Here is a 19578-nt window from a genome sequence, read left to right as displayed (position 1 = left end):
CGACCGCGGACATACGCGCGAGACCGATGGACTCCGACGTTCCCCTGCCCGCGCCGGACGAGCCCGGGCGCGAGGGCGACCGCACGGACCCGGGCCGTGAGCAGCAGGAAGCACGATAGAGGACCGATGAACAGCTTCAGCAAGACCGCTGCCGGTGAGCCGCCCGTACGCCGCCGTCGCATGCCTGTCGCCGTCGTCGTGCTGTCGGTGCTTCTCGCTTGCGCCGCTGCCACGATCGGGGTGGTGTCCTGCGTCACGGAGAAGGTCTCCTCGGACTTGATGGACAAGGAGATCACCTGCTGCTGGGAAGACGGAGCCACGCCCGCCTGGATGAGCGACCAGATGGGTATTCGCATCCCGGACACGGCATCGGACCGTCGAGCGGGTTACGAGGTCGGGGAGCGCTACGACACCGGGCTCCTGTCCTTCGTCCTCCCGGCCGACGAGGCGGAGACGTATACCGGCCGGTTCGTCGAGGACGGCACCAGGATGATCGACAACTCCCATCCCAAGCCGAAGGACTACCGTCCCGCGGCTGCCTTCGATCACCTCGGGCTGCCCGCGCCGGAGACGTTCGTCAAGGGCTGCGGAAGACCAGCCTGTGCCCGGACGACCTCGCGACCCCGGAGGGCACGCACCTCCAACGCTGCGTCGATCTCTTCGCCCACGAGTTCGCACCCGGCACCATGCGGATCTACGTCCGTTCGACCATCGAGCCGTCCGTGACGCCTCCTCCTGCGGGCAAGGCAAAGTAAGTTGCCACCGCCCCCAGCGGCAGAAGGCGACGCCCGGGCGTGGCGGAGCCCGGGAGTCGTATCCAGCTCCCGGGCCCCTGGGGTTGCCACCCAATTGCGCTTGCCAGCGCCGTTTAAGAGTGCGGATCAGTCGTCATACCGTCGCGTTCTGCCTTTGAACTACCGCGCCGCGGAGAGGCGCAGGCCGGATTCGAACCAGCATTCAACGGTGTTCGTCCGTACTCGGTCGATCTGGCAATCGGCGGCGATACTGAAGCTGGAGCGAGAGTCTGAGATTGATCGCGGCTGCCTCTGCCATGTTGGGCCACCCCGGCAGGTGGTGCCGGGGGGAGGACTCGAACCTCCACCGTTACCGCGTCTTCAGGCTGAACGTCAGTTTCAGCTTGCGCTCATCACACGGGGCGGACCTCAATTCCGCCTCGTGCAGGGTGCGCAGCCCCCACGGCATGGGCGCGGGGGCGTTCTTGGGGTGTGCCGCCTGGCGTCCGACCCTAGCCGAACAGGTAGCCGAACACCGCGTCTCCGACGCGGCGGTCGGTGACCTCGGCGCCGTTGGCCTCCTCACGGGCGAATTTCACCGCGTGCTGGAGCTTCTCGACGCGTTCCAGCAGCTCGTTCACCCGGCGCGCCGGAAGCGCTCCGGAGAACTTCACGGTCGTCCAGTACCCGATGGGCACGTCCTCGTAGTACACGTCGACCTGCGCCGGGTGCTTGTCGGTCGCCTCGGCCTTGACGTGGTTGCGCGGGACCTTCTTCGTGCGGATCGTGCGGACCGGGTCGGTCTTCCACCAGTCCGTCGAGGGGTCGAGCGACCAGGACTCGGAAGCGTCCAGGACCGGAAGCTTCTTCACGAAGGTGTGAAGGTCGGTGAGCTGCTTCTCCAGGAAGAGCAGGTAGCTGACCGGGACTTCGGCGACGATAGTACGGCCGTCGACGGTGATGTCCGCGCGGGCCGAGCAGTTGGCCCAGTCCTTCGTCGCGATCACGTCGAACAGCCGGGTCAGCGACGCGGACATCTCACGCAGCGCCTCCTCTGCCTTGACCTGCACCCGCGCGGACTCGGGCGGAAGCTGCTCGCCCTCTTCGTCCTTCGGCTGGTACGTACGCGAGATGCCTGCCAGCAGCGTCGGCTTCTGCACCTTGTGGTGGGCCGCGGTGATGTCCTGGAGCGACTTGCTCTTGACACCCTTCTCCACGGCGATGATCTGGTTGAGCTTGGTCACTTCGCCCCCTTCGAGTGACAGGAACGTACCGCACCCACTGTCGATCAACCGTACGGTTTTTCACCCGGGTCGGTCTGACCACGACGCCGGGTCCGTCCCGTGCCGTGCCCGATCGTCCGGATCTCACCCACCCGGACATGACGCGTCCCGCCGCGCCTGAGGCCGCACGCGACACCGCGGCGGCCTCACACCGTCAGCGCACGTTGCGGGCCAGCCGGAGGCCGAGGTCGTCGATCGCGAAGGTGGGGTGGCTGCGCCGGCGTACGGTGGCGCCGCAGCCGCGCTCCGACTCGGCCCAGCCGCCGCCGCGGAAGGTGCGGTACTCGCCGTAGACCTCCTCGTCGTAGAGGTCCCAGCACCACTCCCAGACGTTGCCCAGCATGTCGTGCAGACCCCACGCGTTGGGGGTCTTGGCACCCGCCTCGTGGATCCGTCCGCCGGAGTTGCCGTCGTACCAGGCGATGTCGTCGATCTCGCCGTAGCGGTAGCCGGTGGTTCCCGCCTTGCAGGCGTACTGCCACTCCGCCTCCGTGGGCAGGCGGTAGCCGTCCGAGGCCGGGTCGCGGATCACCTCGCCGCTCCGTGCGTCGTGGGAGTAGACCGGGTCCAGTCCGGCGCGGGCCGAGAACAGGTTGCACACGTCGATGGCGTCGAGCCAGCTGACGTTCGTCACGGGCAGCGCACCGGGCACGCCGGGGTCGGGGGCCGTACCCGTGAGGGCGCGGTGCTGTCCGGCGGTGACGGGGTGGCGGGCGAGCAGGAAGGGCTCGATCTCCTCCTGCCAGCGGGCGCCCCGGCGGTCGTCGCGAAGATCCACGGTGCCGGCCGGTATCCGGACCATGCAGGAGACCGTCTCGTCGTCGGTGAGCGTGTGCACGCGTGGGCCCTTCTGTCCGGAGGGGGCGAAGTGCCCCCGCGCACACGCTACTTCGCCCTTCAGCCGAGGCGGCGGACCGGCTCGCCGTCGAGGTAGGCGCGAATGTCCTCGACCGCGTCCCCGTAGTACGCCGCGTAGTTGGCCTCCGACACATAGCCCAGGTGCGGTGTGGCCAGGAGGCGCGGCGCGCTGCGCATCGGGTGGTCCGCCGGGAGAGGCTCCACGTCGAACACATCGACGCCTGCCCCCGCGATGGCCCCTCGGCGCAGTACGTCGAGCAGCGCGTCCTGGTCGACGATCGCCGCCCGGGAGGTGTTGACCAGATAGCTGCCCGGCCGCATCAGCCCGAGCTCCTTCGCGCCCAGCAGTCCACGCGTGCGCTCGCTCAGCACCAGATGTACGGAGACGAAGTCGCTGGTCTCCAGCAGCTCCTCCTTGGACGCGGCGAGGCCGACCCCGGCCGCCTCGGCCCGCTCCGGGGTCAGGTTGCGGCTCCAGGCCACCACGTCCATACCGAAGGCGCGGCCGACCGTGGCGACCCTGCCGCCGATCTTCCCCAGCCCGAGGATCCCGAGCCTGCGCCCGTACAGGTCGGCCCCGACGGTGGACTGCCAGGGGCCACCGTTCCGCAGGGCGTCGGCCTCGGTCACGAGCCCGCGCGCCAGTCCGAGGAGCAGCGCCCAGGTCAGCTCGACGGGCGGGGTGGCCGTGCTGGCGGTACCGCAGACGGTGACGCCGTGCCGCTCGGCGGCGGCGTAGTCGATGGACGTGTTGCGCATGCCGGAGGCGACGAGCAGCCGCAGCCGGGGCAGCCGCTCGATCAGCGTGGCGGGGAACGGCACGCGCTCCCGGAGCGTGACGACGATGTCGAACTCGGCCAGGCGTGCGGCCAGTTCGTCCTCGGTGGCGCAGTGCTCGGTGAAGCTGACCACGTCGATGTCGGCGGCGACGGGCGACCAGTCGGCGGCGGTCGCCGCCACGGACTGGTAGTCGTCGAGCACGGCACAGCGGAGTTTCATGGCGTCTTCCCCTTCGGCGGCACGGCGATGGCACGGCGCCGGCACGGCGCCGGCGAGGGCGCTGCGCCGGCACCGGGGAATCTACCGGCCGCGTCCCGGGCTCACGCGCCCAGCCAGGCCTCCCCGTTGCGCGCGACGTCGTAGACCCGCTCCACCTGGGTGGCGGTCAGGACACCGGTCAGCGGGGCGAGTGTGGCCACCTCGCGCTCGCGGCAGACGCGAACGCCGGCCGGGGTGGCGACCACCTCCAGCGCGGTGACGCCGGTGAACACCAGCACGGTCTGCACCGGCACCTCGAAGGTGCAGTACGCCTCCAGCGCCGCCCGGGCCCGCCGGGCACCGGGACGGTCGTCGAGGTCGTACGGCTGCGGGGTGCCGTCGTCGATCCGCAGAGTGCCGTCCCCGATCCGTACCGATGCCCCGGGGCGGTGCTCGGTGCTGACGGCGAACACTCCGCCGGGCCCGATGAGCAGATGCCCGATCTCGGAGCCGTCCGGCAGGGGCACGGAGTGCAGGACCCGCCAGCCGTGCCGGGTCAGCCGCTTGAGCTCGGCCCCGACCCGCCGCTCCCCCGTGAGGGCACCACGGCGCGGGTCCGCGTCCTTGTTCCGCCGCAGCGCCCCGGTGGCCGCCCGAACGAGCGCCCCGGTCCCGGACTCACCGAGCTGCTCCCGGAGCCCGGCCCCCGGCCGCCGTGACGAGAGGTCGCTCGCGGGGGTCAGGGCAGGGAGGACCGCCGGCCGTCGCCGTCGCTGCTGCTCCGTCTCCGGACCGGCCGACGGATCCGGACCAGGCAAGGGGTCCTGACCTGCCGACGGATCCGGACCAGGCAAAGGATCCGGACCGGCCGACGGATCCGGCGCGGGCAACGGATCCGGCGCGGGTTCCGCCTCCGGTGCCGCCACGTCCTCCCGAACGCGTTCCGCCTCCCGCACGGGTTCCGCCTCCTGTGCGGGTTCCGCCTCCCGCACGGGCGCCGCCTCGTGTGCGGCGTCCCGCTTCCGCATCCCCCGCATGGGCGGGATCCGCGGAACCGGCGTCGGGGTCCGCGGGGTCGGCGGCCCGGCCGGGAGGTCCTCACCGACCAGGGCCGGCAGGTCCGGGACCTGGCGCGCCAGTGCGTCGGTCACGGCGTCGCGATAGCGCGGGTGCAGGACCGTGATCGTGCCGCTGCCCCGGTCCGCCCAGCCGATCGCGGTGCCGTCCGGCAGGTTCACATAGAGCCGGTCGTGCCCGAAGAGCTGCCATGACGTGACCTTGAGATCCTGCATCGTGCCCCCTCTGTTCACCCTCCGGCATCCATCCTTCTCCCAGCCTGTACCGCGGCCGGCCGCCCGGACAGGGCGCAGAGCGGGCGCGCGGGGTCGGGGACCCGGCGTTCCGGTGCAGCCCCGGGCCCTGTGTGCCCGGGGCTGCACCGGTACCCCGGTCAGACCAGGGGGAGACCCGGTGCCGGATAGGCGTCCATCATGGTCCGCACTTCGTCCCTGACCTTGGAAACGGTCGTTTCATCACCTGTACGAGCGGCATCGACCACACAATCGATCCACTGCGCGACGGCGCCCATCTCTGACGCGGGGATGCCCCGGGACGTCAGGGCGGGGGTGCCGATACGGATGCCTGACGGGTCGAAGGGCTTACGGGGGTCGTACGGGACGGTGTTGTAGTTGACGACGATCCCGGCCCGGTCGAGCGCCTTGGCAGCGATCTTCCCGGAGACGCCCTTGCCCGTGAGGTCGGCCAGCAGCAGGTGGTTGTCCGTGCCGCCGGACACCAGGTCGAAGCCGCGTGCCGTCAGCTCCTCCCCCAGTGCACGGGCGTTGACGACGACCTGGTGGGCGTACGCGGCGAAGTCCGCCCCGGACGCCTCCTTCAGCGCGACCGCGATGGCGGCGGTGGTCTGGTTGTGCGGGCCGCCCTGGAGTCCGGGGAAGACGGCGCGGTCGACGGCCCTCGCGTGCTCGGCCCGGGTCAGCAGCATCGCCCCGCGCGGGCCGCGCAGGGTCTTGTGGGTGGTGGTGGACACCACGTCGGCGTACGGGGCGGGCGAAGGATGCGCGCCCCCGGCGATCAGCCCCGCGATATGGGCGACATCGGCCACCAGCACCGCTCCCACCTCGCGGGCGATCTCCGCGAAGCCGGCGAAGTCGATCACGCGGGGTACGGCGGTTCCGCCGCAGAAGATCACCTTGGGCCGTTCGGCACGCGCCAGGTCGCGTACCTCGTCCAGGTCGATGCGCCCGGTGTCGCGCCGCACGCCGTACCGCACGCCCCGGAACCACGTGCCGGTGGCCGAGACGCCCCAGCCGTGGGTGAGGTGTCCGCCCATCGGCAGCGACATCCCGAGGACGGTGTCGCCGGGTTCGAGGAACGCCATGTAGACGGCGAGGTTGGCCGGGGAGCCGGAGTACGGCTGGACGTTGGCGTGCTCCATCCGGAACAGCGCCTTGGCACGCTCGACGGCGAGCGTCTCCACCTGGTCGATGACCTGCTGGCCCTCGTAGTACCGCTTGCCGGGGTACCCCTCGGAGTACTTGTTCTGCAGAACGGTGCCGGAGGCCTCCAGCACGGCGGCGGACACGTAGTTCTCACTGGGGATCAGGCGCAGGGTGTCCGCCTGGAGCCGCTCCTCGGCGTCCACGAGGGCGGCAAGCTCCGGATCGGCCGCTGCCAGGGCGGGACGGGCCGGAAGGGGGCGGACCGGAGTGGGACGGGGCGGCGCGGGACGGTGGGCATCGGACGGCTGTACGGCCACGGGGTTCCTCCCGGGTCGGTCGCACGGGGCGACATGGACCCGGACTGCCCAGGCGGACGGCCTCCGGCGACGACGCCCCGGGCGCGCCCGGGGTGTGCCGCTCCCTCGTGGTCGTTTCCACGGAGCACCCTGCCGGGCACGCGCCAGTCGCGGCATTCCGCACTCTACTGGGGCGCGGCCCGTCAGGACACCGTGCCACGGCCGGTGCGGGTCACATCGCCTCCTCGAGCCGGAGCCCTGAGTCCGTCACGAGGACGACCTGGGTGATCCGGAAGCCGTCACGGGTCCGCACCTCCACACGGTGCAGTCCAGGGCTGTCGACGGTCACCCGGGTACCGATACCACCGTCCATCCACCCCGGGTGCAGCTCCTGGCCCGTCGTCGGATCGTCGACGTCCTGGATACGGCACGTGAGGCCCGCCAAGGAATCGACCCCGCTCAGGGACAGGGTCCAGGCACGGCCCGCCTCGGCCATGTCGGGAGCCGTGATGCCACAGCCGAACTGCCCCTGGGGCGGCCCCAGGTGCGTGTCCCTGGCCAGGATCTCCTCGACCGCGTCGAGAGCCGTGTCCTCGGCGGCGAGCGAGCCGTGCTGCAGGGGAAGGGTCGTCGCGGCGGCGGTGATCTCCGCGGACTCCTTGTAGACGGTGCCGTCCCCCTGCACGGCGAAGTAGCGCAACCTGTCGTGCCGGTCCCTGATGAACGTGCCGTCGCTGTTCTGCCGGGCGCCGTCGGGGAAGGCCTCGACCTGTCCGTCACGCAGGGTGAGGCTCTGCCAGGTGGGCTGGTTGATCCCCACGACGGACCGGTGGTCGGGCAGCTCGACGTGCCGCTGGCCGGCGTGGAAATCCCGTGCCGCGCGCGCCAGTTCGGCGCTGCCGCCGATGGTCGCCACTTCCTCCGGCGTGAGAGGGCGGATGCCGTCGTTCTCCCGGACGCTCCGGTACTGGGGCAGCAGGTCGTGCAGTCCGGGCATCGTGGCGCACAGGGAGCGCAGTTTGCGCCTGGGGAGAGGCACGGGGGTCCCACGCCCCGTGTTGAGGATGACGGCGGCCGCGACCGCGCCGCTGAAGGGGGTGCCGAGGGTGATGACGCCTCGGGTGTCGGCCGCGAGATCGCTGTCGTAGCCGTGGGCGAGGGCGGCCCGTGTCACCAGGCCACCCATGGAGTGGGCCACGAAGACCAGGCGCGCGGGGCGCTCGTCCACCCGGTGCCGACGGGCCCGGTCATGCGCTTCGTGGTTCCGCCAGGCGCTCAGGTGCCGGCGGGCCGCGTCGGCCAGGATCCGTGCGTTGACAGCCACGGGAAGCCGCCAGTCGTAGGCGAACGGCAGGACGGCCGCCTCGTGAGCGACGCATTTCCTCACCCGCCCGAGCAGAGCCGTGTAGGGCTCGTGGCCACGCAGATAGGGCGTCCAGGCCGTCGAGGCGAGGAGCCCGGTGGCCTGGATCCGGCCGGTCTTCCCTTCGAGCTCGTCCTCGGTCAGGTGGAGCTCCCGCAACCCCTGGGGGTGCGTCCATGCCTTGACGTACCAGGAGGCTCCGCCCAGGCCCCAGAGGTGACGGCCCGTCGCACCGTCCTTGAGCGTGCTGCCCATGATGCCCGGTACGACGACCACGGCGTCCTGCGTGGTCCTGTCGGAGAACGGCTGCGCGTCGGCAGCCTGCGGAATGCGCGTTCGGCGCGGCGGACGGTCCATGGTTGTGCAGAATAGGGAAAGTGCAGGGGGAGCGTACGGAGATCGAGTCAGCCGGCCGGCCCCGGCGGACGGCGGCCGAACAGATGCGGGCATCCGACCCGCCCGGGCTCCTGATCACGCTGGCCGTGGAGGACGGCACCGAGCCGTTCAACGCGGCGATCGACGAACAGTTGCGGGCGGTCCGCGCCTGGTGGCAGTCCGCGCATCCCTCGGGAGCGCGTTTCGACGTGGTGGAGACACGTGAGCCGCAGAGGCGCCACGACGTGGAACTCTTCCTTGAGCGGGCCGGGTTGCGGGACGTGGAGCCGGACGTTCCGCTGGTCCTCTTCCTCACGGGACACGGCCTGGCGGGTACGGGCTCACGGCACTATCTGCTGCTGGGGGAGACGGACCGGACCCGTCTGCTGGCCACGACCCTGCCGACGTGCGACATCGTCGTCGCCGCCCTGGACTCCTGCGCCCAGGACGTCCTGGTCATCGTCAATCTGTGCGAGGCCGCCGGCATCGCCAGTGAACTCCACGCCTCCTTACGGGATCTGGCGCCCGGCCGCGAGCAACGGAACCGTCTGAACGTGCTGGCCACCACGGGCGACCGTACGGCGGTGCTCGGTCTGGAGTTCGCCACGATCCTCCAGGAGGCGCACGCGTGGTCGCGCAGGGCCGGCGGGATCACTCGTCCTCACCTGTCCATGGCGGAGTTCGTGGAGGCGCTGCGCGCGGCGACCGACGCCATCAACGAGAGGGACAACCGCAGGATCGAAGGGCCACGCCCCATCCTGACGGCGCGCCTCGACGCGCCGACCGCCGCGATCCCCAATCCGGGCTACCGGGCGCAGGTGTCACCGCTCGCGGAGAGCCGGGAATCGGGGACGTCCGAGGCCGGGGAGCCCGACCACTGGCTGGAGAAGGCGAGCGGCCGCCCCCGGCCCGAGGACACCGGCTGGTACTTCTCTGGCCGGGAGAACCTCAACCACGACGTGGCCGGGTTCCTCCAGGGGCCACCGGGTGTACTGATCGTCACCGGCACGGCCGCGAGCGGCAAATCGGCGGTGCTCGGCCGGGCCGTGACCCTGAGCGCTCCGGATTTCCGGCTCTCTGAGGACTACGGCACCGCGGTCCACGGCTCTCCCGCCACCGCCGTTCCTCCCCACGGTGCGGTCACCGCCGCGGTCAGCGCCCGCAACCGCAGCTCACTCGCCCTTCTGGAGGCTCTCTGCCGGGAGCTCGGTGACCGGACGGAGCAGAGTGACGTCCGTGAGGCGCAGGAGAACCTGCGTGCCAGGCTGCGCGCGATCGTCAAGGAGTCGGCCACCGCGGTCACGATCGTGGTGGACTCCGTCGACGAGGCGTTGAGCCCGGCCCGTTGCGTGAGCGACGTCCTGGCTCCCCTGGCAGGCCTGCTCACGCCGGAAAAGTCCGTGGGCCGTGTACCGGAACAGGCCGGCCGGTCCGGGGAGGGAGCCGCCCGGCGCGGGCTGCGGCTGCTGCTCGGGGTCCGCAGTTCCAGCCCCGGCCCCCGTGCCCCGGCAGGTCTGCGCGGAGCGAGTCTGGTGTCGGTGCTCCACGCCGCCTTTCCCACGGCCCGGGAGGTGCGCACGGACGGCGAGGGCACGGAGAACGACATCGACCGGTACACGCGCGCCCTGCTGAGGAACGCGGACGGCTGGAGCGAGCGTGATCGGACCGAGGCGGCGGCACTGGTGGCCCGGCAGGTGCAGCCGTCGTTCCTGGACGCCCAGCGTGCCGCCGAGCAACTGCGCGCGGGCGGGCCGTCCTTGCTGCGCGACGGGCAGTGGCTCGCCCAGCTGGACGGGGGCACGGCCGGCCTGCTGCGGGCCGACCTGGTCCGTGCGGCCGAAGCCGGCCTGCCGGCCGTGGAGGCGCTCGCACTCCTGCGTGCGACGGCGTTCGCCCAGGGCCGGGGAATGGCCTGGGGAGAGGTCTGGCCGGCCGCCGCCGGCGCGCTCCTCGGCCACTCGATGGCGGGTGCCGACGGGAAGATCGACAGGCTTCTGCACAGTTCGCTGTCGGGGTACCTCAGCCACGACGTCGAGGACGAACGCATCGTCTACCGCCCGGCCCACGCCCGGCTGGCCGACATTCTGCGGAGCGGGCCGTGGGCCGACGACGGGGCGGGCGAGGCCGGCGGGGCCGATGACGGCGCGCGGGGCGGGCCGCCCGCCGACGCGCGCGTGTCCGACGGCTCCGGCGCGGGGTACCCGGCGGACGAGCGGGCGGCCCACGCCTCGATCAGCGCCGCCCTGGCGCGTACCTCGGAAAGGTCACAGGGGGACCCGCCTCCCCCGTACATCCGGCGTCACCTCGCGGAGCACGCCCGGCTGGGCGGGGTCCTGGACGACGCCCACGTACCGGTGTGTGTGCTGCCGTGGGAGACGAGCGGCAGCATCCGCGGGCTGCTCAGCTCCTCCGGAGGCACCGGTCCGCGCAGCTGGCTGGAGGCGTACGCCGTCATCGAGCCGTACGCGATCCAGGCGGACGCGACGTCACGGCTCGCCGGCCTGCACCTGGCGCACACCGCGCTGAACCACTCCGGTGTACCCCGTGCCGGGCTGCCCGCCGACTCCGTACCGCAGGGGTCCCGCCTGGAGGTCCTGTGGTCCCGGTGGACGCCGCCCGCCCAGGTGCTCACCACGGTCGGGCATCCGGTGCACGCTCTCGCTCCGGTCGTCGACGCCGACGGGGAGGCGCTCCTGGCCGCCGGGGACGAGCAGGGCGGGATCGAGTTCATCGACCCGGCGACCGGAGGGCTCGTCGGTGCTCGTGTGCTCGCGCACGACGGCGCGGTGCGCTCCCTGACGAGTGTCCGGCACCCGGCCGGGAACGTCCTCGCGTCGGGGAGCGGGGACGGCACGGTACGGATCCGGGACCTGCTCACCGGCCGCCTGGTCAGCCAGGTCGGCAGCCCCGGGTCCGTATGGGCCGATGACGTGACCGGTTATCTGGACGGCGCGGGCCTTCCCGTCGTGGTGTCCGGGAAGGGCGACGGCACGCTGACGCGCTGGAGCGAGACGGACGGTGTCCGCACCCTGGCCGCCGTCGGCAGGACCCGCCGGACCTGCGTCACGACCGTCCGCCGGGAGGACGGCAGTCTGCTTCTGGTGAGCGCCGGCGAGTTCCTGACCGCGCACCTGCCCTCCACGGGCGAAGTCCTCCACCGGTGGCCGCTTCCCGAGCCCGTCCCTCAGGCACTTCGGGTCCTCGCTCCCACCCGGCGCCCGGGAGAGGTCGCGTGCGGACACGCGGACGGCAGTGTCGTCGTGTGGGACGTCACCACGGGCGGCCGGACGGCGCTCGGCGGTACGGGCGGACCCGTGACCTGCCTGACCGCGCTGGCGGTCGGCGGGCGGCACGTACTCGCCGTCGCCAACGGGGACGTCATCGACCTGTGGGACCTCTCCGGCCCCCGGCCTGTGGGCCACCTGCCGGGGCACACGGGCACCGTCACGGCGCTGACCACCCTCCCCCTGGCGGGTGAGGACGTCCTCGCGTCGGCCGCCGAGGACAGGACCGTACGGCTGTGGGACCAGGCCGCGCTGCTCCGTGCCCTGGAGGGCGGCGGAGCCCGGGCGCGGCTCCCCTCGGTCGCGGCGCTCGGCGCGGGCTGCGCTCCTCTTCTCGCCGTGGCGACCGCGGAGTCGGTCGGCCTGTGGGACCTGGAGACGGGCGCGTCCGAGGGCGGCTTCGGGACCGAAGGGGGCCGGGAGCCGCCCGCTCTCGCCTGGGCGGCCGGTACGGCGGGACGGACCCTGCTCTGGGCCGCGCCCGACCACAGCATCCGTCTGTGGGACGCGACCGCGCGCAGGAGTCCGGCCGTCAGGCTCAAGGGGCATACACAGCACGTGACTTCCCTCGCCTCCTGCACCACCGCTGCGGGGCGGGACGTCGTGCTCAGCGGAGGGCGCGACCACCGGGTCGTCCTGTGGGACCTCGACGGACCGGTGCTGCGACGCACATGGCGTGCTCACGCCTTGCCCGTCAGTGCGGTGGCGGCTGCCTCCGGTGAGAACGACGACTGGTTCGCCTCCGGAAGCTCCGACGGCACCGTCCGCCTCTGGAGCATCGAGGACAGCGCCCCGACCCGGGTGATCGCCTGCGACCAGGGCATGGTCGAAGCCCTGGCGATCAACGCACGTCCGCAGGCGGGCGAGCCGCCCTGTCTCGCCGCCGGGGGAAGCGACGGGTCGGTCAGGCTCTGGAACCTGCTGACCGGAGAGCCGCTCTTCCCCCGCCTGCTGGGCCACACCGCGTCCGTCGATGCCGTGGCCACCTGGTCGGCCGGGGGCACGGGTCTGTTCGTGGCCGGCGCCTCACGGGACGGGACACTGCGGATCTGGGACGCGGCCGGCGGCCGTTGTCTTCTGCGACTCGCCCTGACCGTGCCGGTCCACAGCCTGTCCGCCCAGCCTTCCGAGGGAGAAACGGGGCGCGTCACCCTCACCGTGGCGGGTCACGCCGGCGCTGTCGTGATGACTCTGGACCTCGGGGATCTGTGACGGCCGGATCCGGCGACCCGTGTGCGCCCCCCAGAAGCTTACGTGCGCCCCTGCTTCTTTGCGCGGGCATGCGGTGGAGGAGCGAACGGCGCATAAAAATAATCGTCCCGTACATGAGGCTGTTGCTCTGCGCGGTGCCGGGCCGTCCGACCGGACCGCTCGCCCGGCGACCCGCTGCCGGCACCACGTACGCCTGACGCTTCCGGGCGCCGCCCACCCGTCTCCCGATCCGAGTGAGGAGCACGCATGACCGTACGAGGAGACCACCAGCCGGATGTCAGGCTGATCCCCGCACCCGAACGGGGCGTATGGCGGCTCGGCAAGGTCCACGCACCCCTGAAGTACGAGCAGATCCGCCGCGACGACGCGGACAGCGCGGCCGGCAACCAATGGAGCCTGGTGGGGTACGGAACCCTCTACTGCGCCTCCGAACGGGACGGCTGCCTGGCCGAAGCCCTCAGCCCGTTCCGCCCGCATCCCGACTGGCAGGACGCCGCGGCCGCCGACTGGGCGGACGAGGACGCACCGGGCCTGCTCCCTCCCGACTGGACGACGCGGCACACACTGGAGCGCTTAGAGCTGTCCAAGGACGCCAGGTTCTTGGACGTCGACGACGAGCGCACTCTGATGACCCTGTCCGACGAGCTCAGGCCGACACTGACGCTCAACAAGGTGGACAAGCTGGCCCGCAGTCACATCGAGGGCTTCAACCGCAAGATCACCCGCGCCATCTCCGCCTGGGCCATCAGCCAGCGGGAACCTGAGCAGGGCGGCCGCCTCATCCATGGCATCGCCTATCGGTCCCGGCTGGGCATGCGTCAGTGCTGGGCGGTCTACAGCGACGTCGGCTTCACCCGGATCGAGTCACACCTGGTCTTCCCGGAGGACGCCGCGCTGCGCAGGGTGGTGCAGGAGTACGGCCTGCGACTGGGCTGACCTCGACCGGACCCACCACGGACACCACCGGGAGACCACGGGAAAACCACTGGGAAACCACTGGAGACACCAGCCTCCAATAAGGTGAAAAACCCGTGGAGTCCACGTCGCCCGAACCTGTCGACCAGAGGTCGTCGTAGCAGGTCACTGCTCCAACACGCTGATCCCCCCGTCAACTTGACGCTGCATTACGTGTCTGAAACAACAGTCAAAGCGGTGGAGTTGGACAGACTTGATGGGTAGTCTCAATGCATCTTCTTCAGATGGGGGCACAGATCATGATGAAACAAAGGGCTGTCTTAGGCACGTCGCAACAGCCGCCTTTCTGTGATGCGCGACCGTACGCCGGTCCCCGCATCGACGCGTCGCCGCACCAGCCTCCATGCACCGGATCCCCGACGACCGGCAGGCATCGAGACTGAACAGCCGGCGCGCACCAGCTCGCCCCACCCGTCGCGGTCACGCTTCCCCACGGGTGCGCACCAAGAAGCGTCCACAGCACCAGGCACACCTCTCTTCCGCGTAGCGCCGGAACGCCGGCCCGCAGTGCCTCCCGGTGCTCACTCACCACCCATGCCCATCACCCGTCGTCCGGCACGCGACCGCCGTCCAAGGCGTGCAGCCATGACAGCGAGGGAGACCCCCTGTGACCATGACGCAGACCATCACACGCACGCCGTTGAGCACCGACCTCGCCGAGATCGCGCACGGCACGGCCACACGCATGCGCATCGCGGAGGTGGCGCGCTTCCTGCAGGAGAACCTCGGGCCGCGCATCACCGCCCGCATCACGCGGATCAGCGATCCACGGCAGGTGGGCAAGTGGGCCGCCGGCGACGCACAGCCGCGCGACGAGGCCGAAGAGCGCCTCCGCGCGACGCTCCAGACGTTTCACGTCATCCAGAGCGCCGAGGACAACCACACCGCGCGCGCCTGGATGATCGGCATGAACCCGCAGCTCGAGGACGAGACGCCCGCTCAGTGCATCGCGGACGGCCGGTTCAAGGACGTCATGGTGGCCGCCCGCGCCTACGTCGACGGCGGCTGAACCCGGCACCGGCCCACGTGCGGCTCCACCCGGGGAAAGCGCCTCAGCCGCGCGTCAGGCCGACGTGCGTTTCCGCGTCCCCCGGGTGGTCTTCTTCGCCGCCTGCTTCTTCTCGGTGCTCTTCCTAGCCGTCGCCTTCTTCACCGTGTCCTTGGACGCCGTCTTCGCCGACGTCTTCGCCGCGGGCTTCTTCGCGGCCGCCTTCTTCGGGGCCGCCCGCTTCGACGGGGCCCGCTCCGTGGCCGCCCCGGCCTTCTTCGCGCCGCCGCCCCGGCCGGACCCGATGGGGTGGACGTCCGCGACCTCGCCCCCGTGCCCGCCGCCCTCGCCGTGGGACTCCCTCGCCGCCCGCACGCTGTTCTCCAGCGCCGCCATCAGGTCGATCACCTTGCCCTCGGGCTCCTCGGCCTCCCCCTCCGCCACGGGTTCACCGGCCGCCTTCGCCGCGACGAGGTCCTCGACCGCCTCGCGGTAGTCGTCGTGGAGCGTGTCCAGGTCGGCGTCGCCGAGGGTGTTCATCAGCGCGTCCGCCAGGTCGAGCTCCGCGTCGCGGACCTTGACGCCGGAGTCGGGGGCGACGCCTTCCGGGGCGCGGATCTCGTCCGGCCACAGCAGGCCGTGCATCGCGATGACGTCGTCGACCACCCGCAGCATGCCGAGCCGTTCCCGCCCGCGCAGCGCGTACTTCGCGACGGCGACCTTGCCGCTGCGTCTCAGGGCCTCGCGCAGCAGGGCGTAGGGCTTGGCGGCCGGGACGCCGTTGGCCGAGAGGTAGTACGCGGAGTCCAGCTGGAGGGGGTCGATCGCCGAGGACGGCACGAATCCCTCGATCTCGATCGTCTTGGCGGTGGGCAGCGGGAGCGAGGCGAGGTCCTCGTCGGTCACCGGGATCACCGTGCCGTCGGCGTCCTCGTACGCCTTGACGGTCTCGGAGGCGGGTACCTCCTCCTCGTCCAGCTCGCACACCTTGCGGTAGCGGATCCGGCCACCGTCCTCGAGGTGGATCTGCCGGAAGGAGATCGCGTGGCTCTCCGTGGCGTTCATGAGCTTGACCGGGATGCTGACCAGCCCGAACGAGATGGAGCCGTTCCAGATGGACCTCACCGTGCACCCCTTACGCCCTTCATGAGCTCATTCACACGATTTCATGTGATTCTTATCGTATGACGCCGATCACAGAGGTGGAGGGGCGGCGCCTGGCGCTCAGCAATCTCGACAAGGTGCTGTACCCGGCCACGGGAACGACCAAGGGCGAGGTGCTGCACTACTACGCGGCCACGGCGGCCGCCGCGATGCTGCCGCACCTGCGCGACCGCCCGCTGTCCTTCCTCCGGTACCCGGACGGCCCGGAGGGGCTGCGCTTCTTCACCAAGAATCCGCCGCCCGGTACACCCGACTGGGTGCGCACGGCCCCGGTCCCCCGCAGCGACGACCCCGATGCCCGGCAGGTGCTCGCCCAGGACCTGCCGTCGCTGATGTGGGCGGCGAATCTGGTGGTGGAGTTCCACACCCATCAGTGGCGGCAGGACTCCCCCGCCGTGGCCGACCGGATGGTGTTCGACCTGGACCCCGGACCGCCCGCAGGCGTCGTCGAGTGCTGCGCGGTCGCCCTCTGGCTGCGGGAGCGGCTGGCGGAGGACGGGCTGTCCTCGTACGGGAAGACCTCCGGCTCCAAGGGGCTCCACCTGCTCGTCCCCCTGGAACCCACCCCCTCCGAGGAGGTGACGGCCTACGCGAAGAAGCTGGCGGTGGAGGCGCAGGGCGCGTTGCCGGAGCTGGCCGTGTACCGGATGACGCGCGCCCTGCGCCCGGGGAAGGTGTTCGTGGATTTCAGCCAGAACGCCGCGGCGAAGACCACCGCGGCCCCGTACACCCTGCGCGCGAAGGGCAGCCCGACCGTCTCCGCGCCTGTCACCTGGGACGAGATCGAGGCCTGCGGGGCGCCCGACGACCTCGTCTTCCTCGCCGGCGACATGGCCGCGCGGCTGGAGCGGCACGGGGATCTGCTCGGCCCACTGACCGGCCCCGGGCAGGCCCGGCCCCTGCCCGGGGGCTGAGAGGAGCGCAGGGTACAGGGCGTGCACAACACCTTCAGCCCCGGGCGGGCGCGGCGAGGAAAGGCCGCAAGTGGACGGTGGATTGTCGTGGACGTGGTGCACACTCTGCGCAGACGCTGCTTCGCGTGCGCGGTTTTCCGCCGGGTCCGGGGTGCGAGGGAAGACACGGGGAGGGCGTGGCGTGTTCACGGGGATCGACGAGGTCGACTGGGCCTCGATGGAGCATGCGTACGGACCGGCCGACGACGTGCCGGAGCTCCTGTACGGGCTCGCCTCCGCCGATCCGGCGGAGCGGGAGAGCGCGCTCGACGGGATGTACGGCGCGGTGCACCACCAGGGCGATGTGTACGCGTGCACGCTGGCGTGCATACCGTTCCTCTTCGAGCTGGCCGTGGATCCCGGCATACGGGACCGGGGCGGCATCGTCGAGCTGCTCACCAGCATCGGCGGTATCGATCTGGACGAGGACGACGAGAGCGACCTGGACGAGGACGAGATCGAGGGCGTGGCGAACTACGCGATGGCCTCGGCCGCCGTGTCCGCCGGGTCCGCGGTGTTCTTCGAGCTGGTCGCCGACGAGGACCCGGGCGTGCGGCTCGCCGCACCGCTGGCCCTGGCCACCCTGCACGGACGGCCGGGGAGAGTGCTCGCGCTGCTGCGGGAGCGGCTGCCGGTGGAGGCGGACGACGAGGTGCGGCTCGCGCTCATCGAGGCCGCCGGCCGGATCGCCCTGCGTCACCGGCCGTTGACGGGGCAGGCCGCCGACTGGCTGAGCCGGCTCGCCGCGGAGGCGTATCCGCCCGGGCTGCGGCTCGCGGCCCTCGCCCAGCTGGCCAGGTGCGCGCCCGACGCGCTGCCCGGTGACGTCGTACGGGTGGTGTCGGGGCTGCTGCGCGAGTTGCGCACCCGGCCCGCCCGTCCGGGACCGACCGTCACGAAGGCGGCGGGCGGTGACGGCTCCGCGGCGGACGGGACCACCGCGCCGACGCCGGTGGGCCGGCTGCGGGAGCTGTCGGCCGAGGAGTCCGCGCGTCCGCAGCAGGTCGGCACCCCGTGGGCCGCCGATCTGCTGCGGACACTGCACGGCGGCCTGGACGACCGGGTGGAGGACCGTACGGCGCTGCTGACGGACCAGCTGCTCAGCCCGGACCCCTGCCAGCGCGTCGACGCCGTCCGGATGAGCGGCGGGCTGATCCGGGCCTGGCGCGGTTCGTACGAAGGCCTGGTGCGACTGGTCGGCGTGCAGCTCACGGATCCGGAACCGCGGCTCGCGGAGGCCGCCTCGCATGTGCTGGAGGAGCTGTTCGGTCTGGCCGCCCCGGCGGCCGACGCCCTGGCCGGGCGGGTGGCGGCGGATCCCGGGGCGTGGGTGAAGGAGTGGGCGAGCGGGCCGCCCGGCCTGGGCCCGGCGGTGAAGGCGCTGGCCCGGCTGGGGGACGCCCGGGTGCTGCCCGCGCTGGCGGCGGCCCTGGAGCGGCCGGAGGTGCCGCACGACGTGGGGTTCGCGATCCGGTGTCTCGGTGCCCCGGCGGCCCCGCTCGCCGGGGCGCTGCGGCGCCGGCTCGGCGAGGTCGGCCTGGACGAGGGCGCGTACGACCGGGCGAGTCCGCTGCTCGCCGGGCTGACGGCGCTGCGCGCGGGCGAGGCCGCTCCGGAGGTGCTGCGGGTGCTGCGGGGTGCGCCCGAGTACCGGGGCGAGTGGTTGCGTACGGCGGCCCTGCGGGCGCTGGGGTCGTTCGGGCCGGCCGCCGGCTGCGCCGTGCCGGAGCTGCGGCGGCTGATCCGGCGGCCGGGGACGGCGACGGAGGCGGCGGAGGCCCTGTGGGCGGTCACGGGCGAGGCGGACACGGTGCTGCCCGTGCTGGCCGAAGGGCTGAGGGCGGAGCAGGTGCACGACTGCCGGGCGGCGGTGAGCGCGCTGGGCGGGCTGGGGTGGCGGGCCGAGGCGGTGGCGCCGAGGCTGCGGGCCCTGCTGGCACACGAGGAGCTCTGGCTCCGGGTCGACGCCGCGATCGCCCTCTGGGAGGTCTCGGGGCGGACCCGCGAGGCCGTTCCCGTGCTCCTCTTCGCGTGGGAGAGGAATCGTCACGTCAGAGTCCGGATCGCGGGATGTCTGGCGCGGATGGGTGTCGCTGAGGCAGGGTCGGACGCGGTGCGGGTGCTCCGTGCCGAGCTCCTCTCCGCGCGCCGTCACAACGCGCTGGACGGCGGATACGGCAGTCACGACACTTATGAGGACGAGAAGCTGCTGGCACTCTGCCGGCGGGCACTTCTGGGAAACACGGGGAAAGGAACCACATCATGATCATTTTCGGTACGCGGGGCTATCTCTACCAGCTGGCGGTCCTGACGATGGTGTGCGGCTGGTGCGGCAATCCCGCGGCGCACACCCTGCGCAAGCGGGTCACCAAGTTCACGCTGTTCTTCGTGCCGCTGTTCCCGTTCTCCACGAAGTACGCGACGCAGTGCACCTTCTGCGGCGGTGAGCGGAAGATACCCAAGGAGGAGGCCGACCAGCTGCTGGCGCAGGCCCAGGGCGGTCAGGACGGCGCTCCGCACGGCGCCGCGCAGCAGCAGCCCGGTTACGCGCCTCCCGGCGGCCGGAACCCGTACCAGCGCTGAGCCTCCCAGGGGCCGTCCGCCTGGAAGTGCCACGAAGCTGACATAAGGGCAATAGCACCTTCCTCTTGCTACG

The 19578-nt window shown here is 71.9% G+C and carries 14 protein-coding genes; 7 read left to right on the top strand and 7 right to left on the bottom strand.

Translation table 11 applies throughout. From position 1 onward, the window contains the following. Positions 1 to 126: 126 nt before the first annotated feature. The gene (locus ACFYQ5_RS05490) at positions 127 to 726 is read left to right on the top strand and encodes a hypothetical protein (protein WP_389193477.1); all 600 of its coding nucleotides are present in this window, start codon (positions 127 to 129) and stop codon (positions 724 to 726) included. A gap of 520 nt (positions 727 to 1246) precedes the next feature. Here the strand turns inward: ACFYQ5_RS05490 and ACFYQ5_RS05485 are convergent. From ACFYQ5_RS05485 to ACFYQ5_RS05460, 6 genes are all read right to left on the bottom strand, one after another. After that, positions 1247 to 1978: a hypothetical protein gene (locus tag ACFYQ5_RS05485; protein WP_389193474.1), complete on the bottom strand. Its 732-nt coding sequence runs from the start codon at positions 1976 to 1978 to the stop codon at positions 1247 to 1249. 193 nt (positions 1979 to 2171) lie between these two features. Continuing rightward, positions 2172 to 2819, bottom strand: coding sequence for a formylglycine-generating enzyme family protein (locus ACFYQ5_RS05480; RefSeq protein WP_389194232.1), 648 nt, complete (start codon positions 2817 to 2819; stop codon positions 2172 to 2174). 95 nt (positions 2820 to 2914) lie between these two features. Next, entirely contained in the window at positions 2915 to 3874 is a 960-nt protein-coding gene (locus ACFYQ5_RS05475) for a D-2-hydroxyacid dehydrogenase family protein (protein ID WP_389193471.1), read from the bottom strand. Between the two features lie 101 nt (positions 3875 to 3975). Then, positions 3976 to 5145, bottom strand: coding sequence for a nuclease-related domain-containing protein (locus ACFYQ5_RS05470; protein ID WP_389193468.1), 1170 nt, complete (start codon positions 5143 to 5145; stop codon positions 3976 to 3978). A gap of 158 nt (positions 5146 to 5303) precedes the next feature. Beyond that, positions 5304 to 6548 carry a serine hydroxymethyltransferase gene (gene glyA / locus ACFYQ5_RS05465; RefSeq protein WP_389194229.1) on the bottom strand — a complete coding sequence of 415 codons (1245 nt, stop codon included), beginning with the start codon at positions 6546 to 6548 and terminating at the stop codon, positions 5304 to 5306. Between the two features lie 292 nt (positions 6549 to 6840). Continuing rightward, positions 6841 to 8328, bottom strand: a complete 1488-nt coding sequence (locus ACFYQ5_RS05460; protein WP_389193465.1) for an esterase/lipase family protein — start codon at positions 8326 to 8328, stop codon at positions 6841 to 6843. A gap of 20 nt (positions 8329 to 8348) precedes the next feature. Between ACFYQ5_RS05460 and ACFYQ5_RS05455 the strand changes: the two genes are divergently transcribed. From ACFYQ5_RS05455 to ACFYQ5_RS05445, 3 genes are all read left to right on the top strand, one after another. Next, the gene (locus ACFYQ5_RS05455) at positions 8349 to 12842 is read left to right on the top strand and encodes a hypothetical protein (protein ID WP_389193462.1); all 4494 of its coding nucleotides are present in this window, start codon (positions 8349 to 8351) and stop codon (positions 12840 to 12842) included. A gap of 246 nt (positions 12843 to 13088) precedes the next feature. After that, positions 13089 to 13778 (top strand): RES domain-containing protein, encoded by a 690-nt coding sequence (locus tag ACFYQ5_RS05450; protein ID WP_389193459.1) that lies wholly within the window; start codon positions 13089 to 13091, stop codon positions 13776 to 13778. A gap of 652 nt (positions 13779 to 14430) precedes the next feature. After that, complete coding sequence (locus tag ACFYQ5_RS05445; protein ID WP_389193456.1) at positions 14431 to 14826, top strand: XRE family transcriptional regulator; 396 nt, start codon at positions 14431 to 14433, stop codon at positions 14824 to 14826. 54 nt (positions 14827 to 14880) lie between these two features. Here the strand turns inward: ACFYQ5_RS05445 and ACFYQ5_RS05440 are convergent, their stop codons facing one another. Further along, a complete protein-coding gene (locus ACFYQ5_RS05440) occupies positions 14881 to 15930 on the bottom strand; it encodes a Ku protein (RefSeq protein ID WP_389193453.1) in 1050 nt (349 codons plus the stop codon). A gap of 59 nt (positions 15931 to 15989) precedes the next feature. Here ACFYQ5_RS05440 and ligD point away from each other — a divergent pair, with 59 nt between their 5' ends. The 3 genes from ligD (at position 15990) to ACFYQ5_RS05425 (ending at position 19505) form a co-directional block, all read left to right on the top strand. After that, complete coding sequence (gene ligD / locus ACFYQ5_RS05435; protein WP_389193450.1) at positions 15990 to 16883, top strand: non-homologous end-joining DNA ligase; 894 nt, start codon at positions 15990 to 15992, stop codon at positions 16881 to 16883. A 181-nt stretch (positions 16884 to 17064) separates the two neighbouring features. Then, on the top strand, positions 17065 to 19188 hold the full coding sequence (locus tag ACFYQ5_RS05430; RefSeq protein ID WP_389193447.1) for a HEAT repeat domain-containing protein: 2124 nt from the start codon (positions 17065 to 17067) through the stop codon (positions 19186 to 19188). Next, on the top strand, positions 19185 to 19505 hold the full coding sequence (locus ACFYQ5_RS05425; protein WP_389193444.1) for a zinc-ribbon domain-containing protein: 321 nt from the start codon (positions 19185 to 19187) through the stop codon (positions 19503 to 19505). Before ACFYQ5_RS05430 ends, ACFYQ5_RS05425 begins: the two co-directional genes overlap by 4 nt. Positions 19506 to 19578: the final 73 nt, after the last annotated feature.

Source organism: Streptomyces sp. NPDC005794, from assembly GCF_042871445.1.
Lineage (GTDB): Bacteria > Actinomycetota > Actinomycetes > Streptomycetales > Streptomycetaceae > Streptomyces.
Note: the sequence above shows the minus strand (reverse complement) of the source record. Positions and strands in the feature narration are given on the sequence as shown.

Excerpts from the sequence above, each read along its gene's own strand:
- ACFYQ5_RS05490 (WP_389193477.1), top strand. The coding sequence starts at position 127 with ATGAACAGCTTCAGCAAGACCGCTGCCGGTGAGCCGCCCGTACGCCGC.
- ACFYQ5_RS05480 (WP_389194232.1), bottom strand. The coding sequence starts at position 2,819 with ATGGTCCGGATACCGGCCGGCACCGTGGATCTTCGCGACGACCGCCGG.
- ACFYQ5_RS05475 (WP_389193471.1), bottom strand. The coding sequence starts at position 3,874 with ATGAAACTCCGCTGTGCCGTGCTCGACGACTACCAGTCCGTGGCGGCG.
- ACFYQ5_RS05470 (WP_389193468.1), bottom strand. The coding sequence starts at position 5,145 with ATGCAGGATCTCAAGGTCACGTCATGGCAGCTCTTCGGGCACGACCGG.
- ACFYQ5_RS05460 (WP_389193465.1), bottom strand. The coding sequence starts at position 8,328 with ATGGACCGTCCGCCGCGCCGAACGCGCATTCCGCAGGCTGCCGACGCG.
- ACFYQ5_RS05450 (WP_389193459.1), top strand. The coding sequence starts at position 13,089 with ATGACCGTACGAGGAGACCACCAGCCGGATGTCAGGCTGATCCCCGCA.
- ACFYQ5_RS05445 (WP_389193456.1), top strand. The coding sequence starts at position 14,431 with ATGACGCAGACCATCACACGCACGCCGTTGAGCACCGACCTCGCCGAG.
- ligD (WP_389193450.1), top strand. The coding sequence starts at position 15,990 with ATGACGCCGATCACAGAGGTGGAGGGGCGGCGCCTGGCGCTCAGCAAT.
- ACFYQ5_RS05425 (WP_389193444.1), top strand. The coding sequence starts at position 19,185 with ATGATCATTTTCGGTACGCGGGGCTATCTCTACCAGCTGGCGGTCCTG.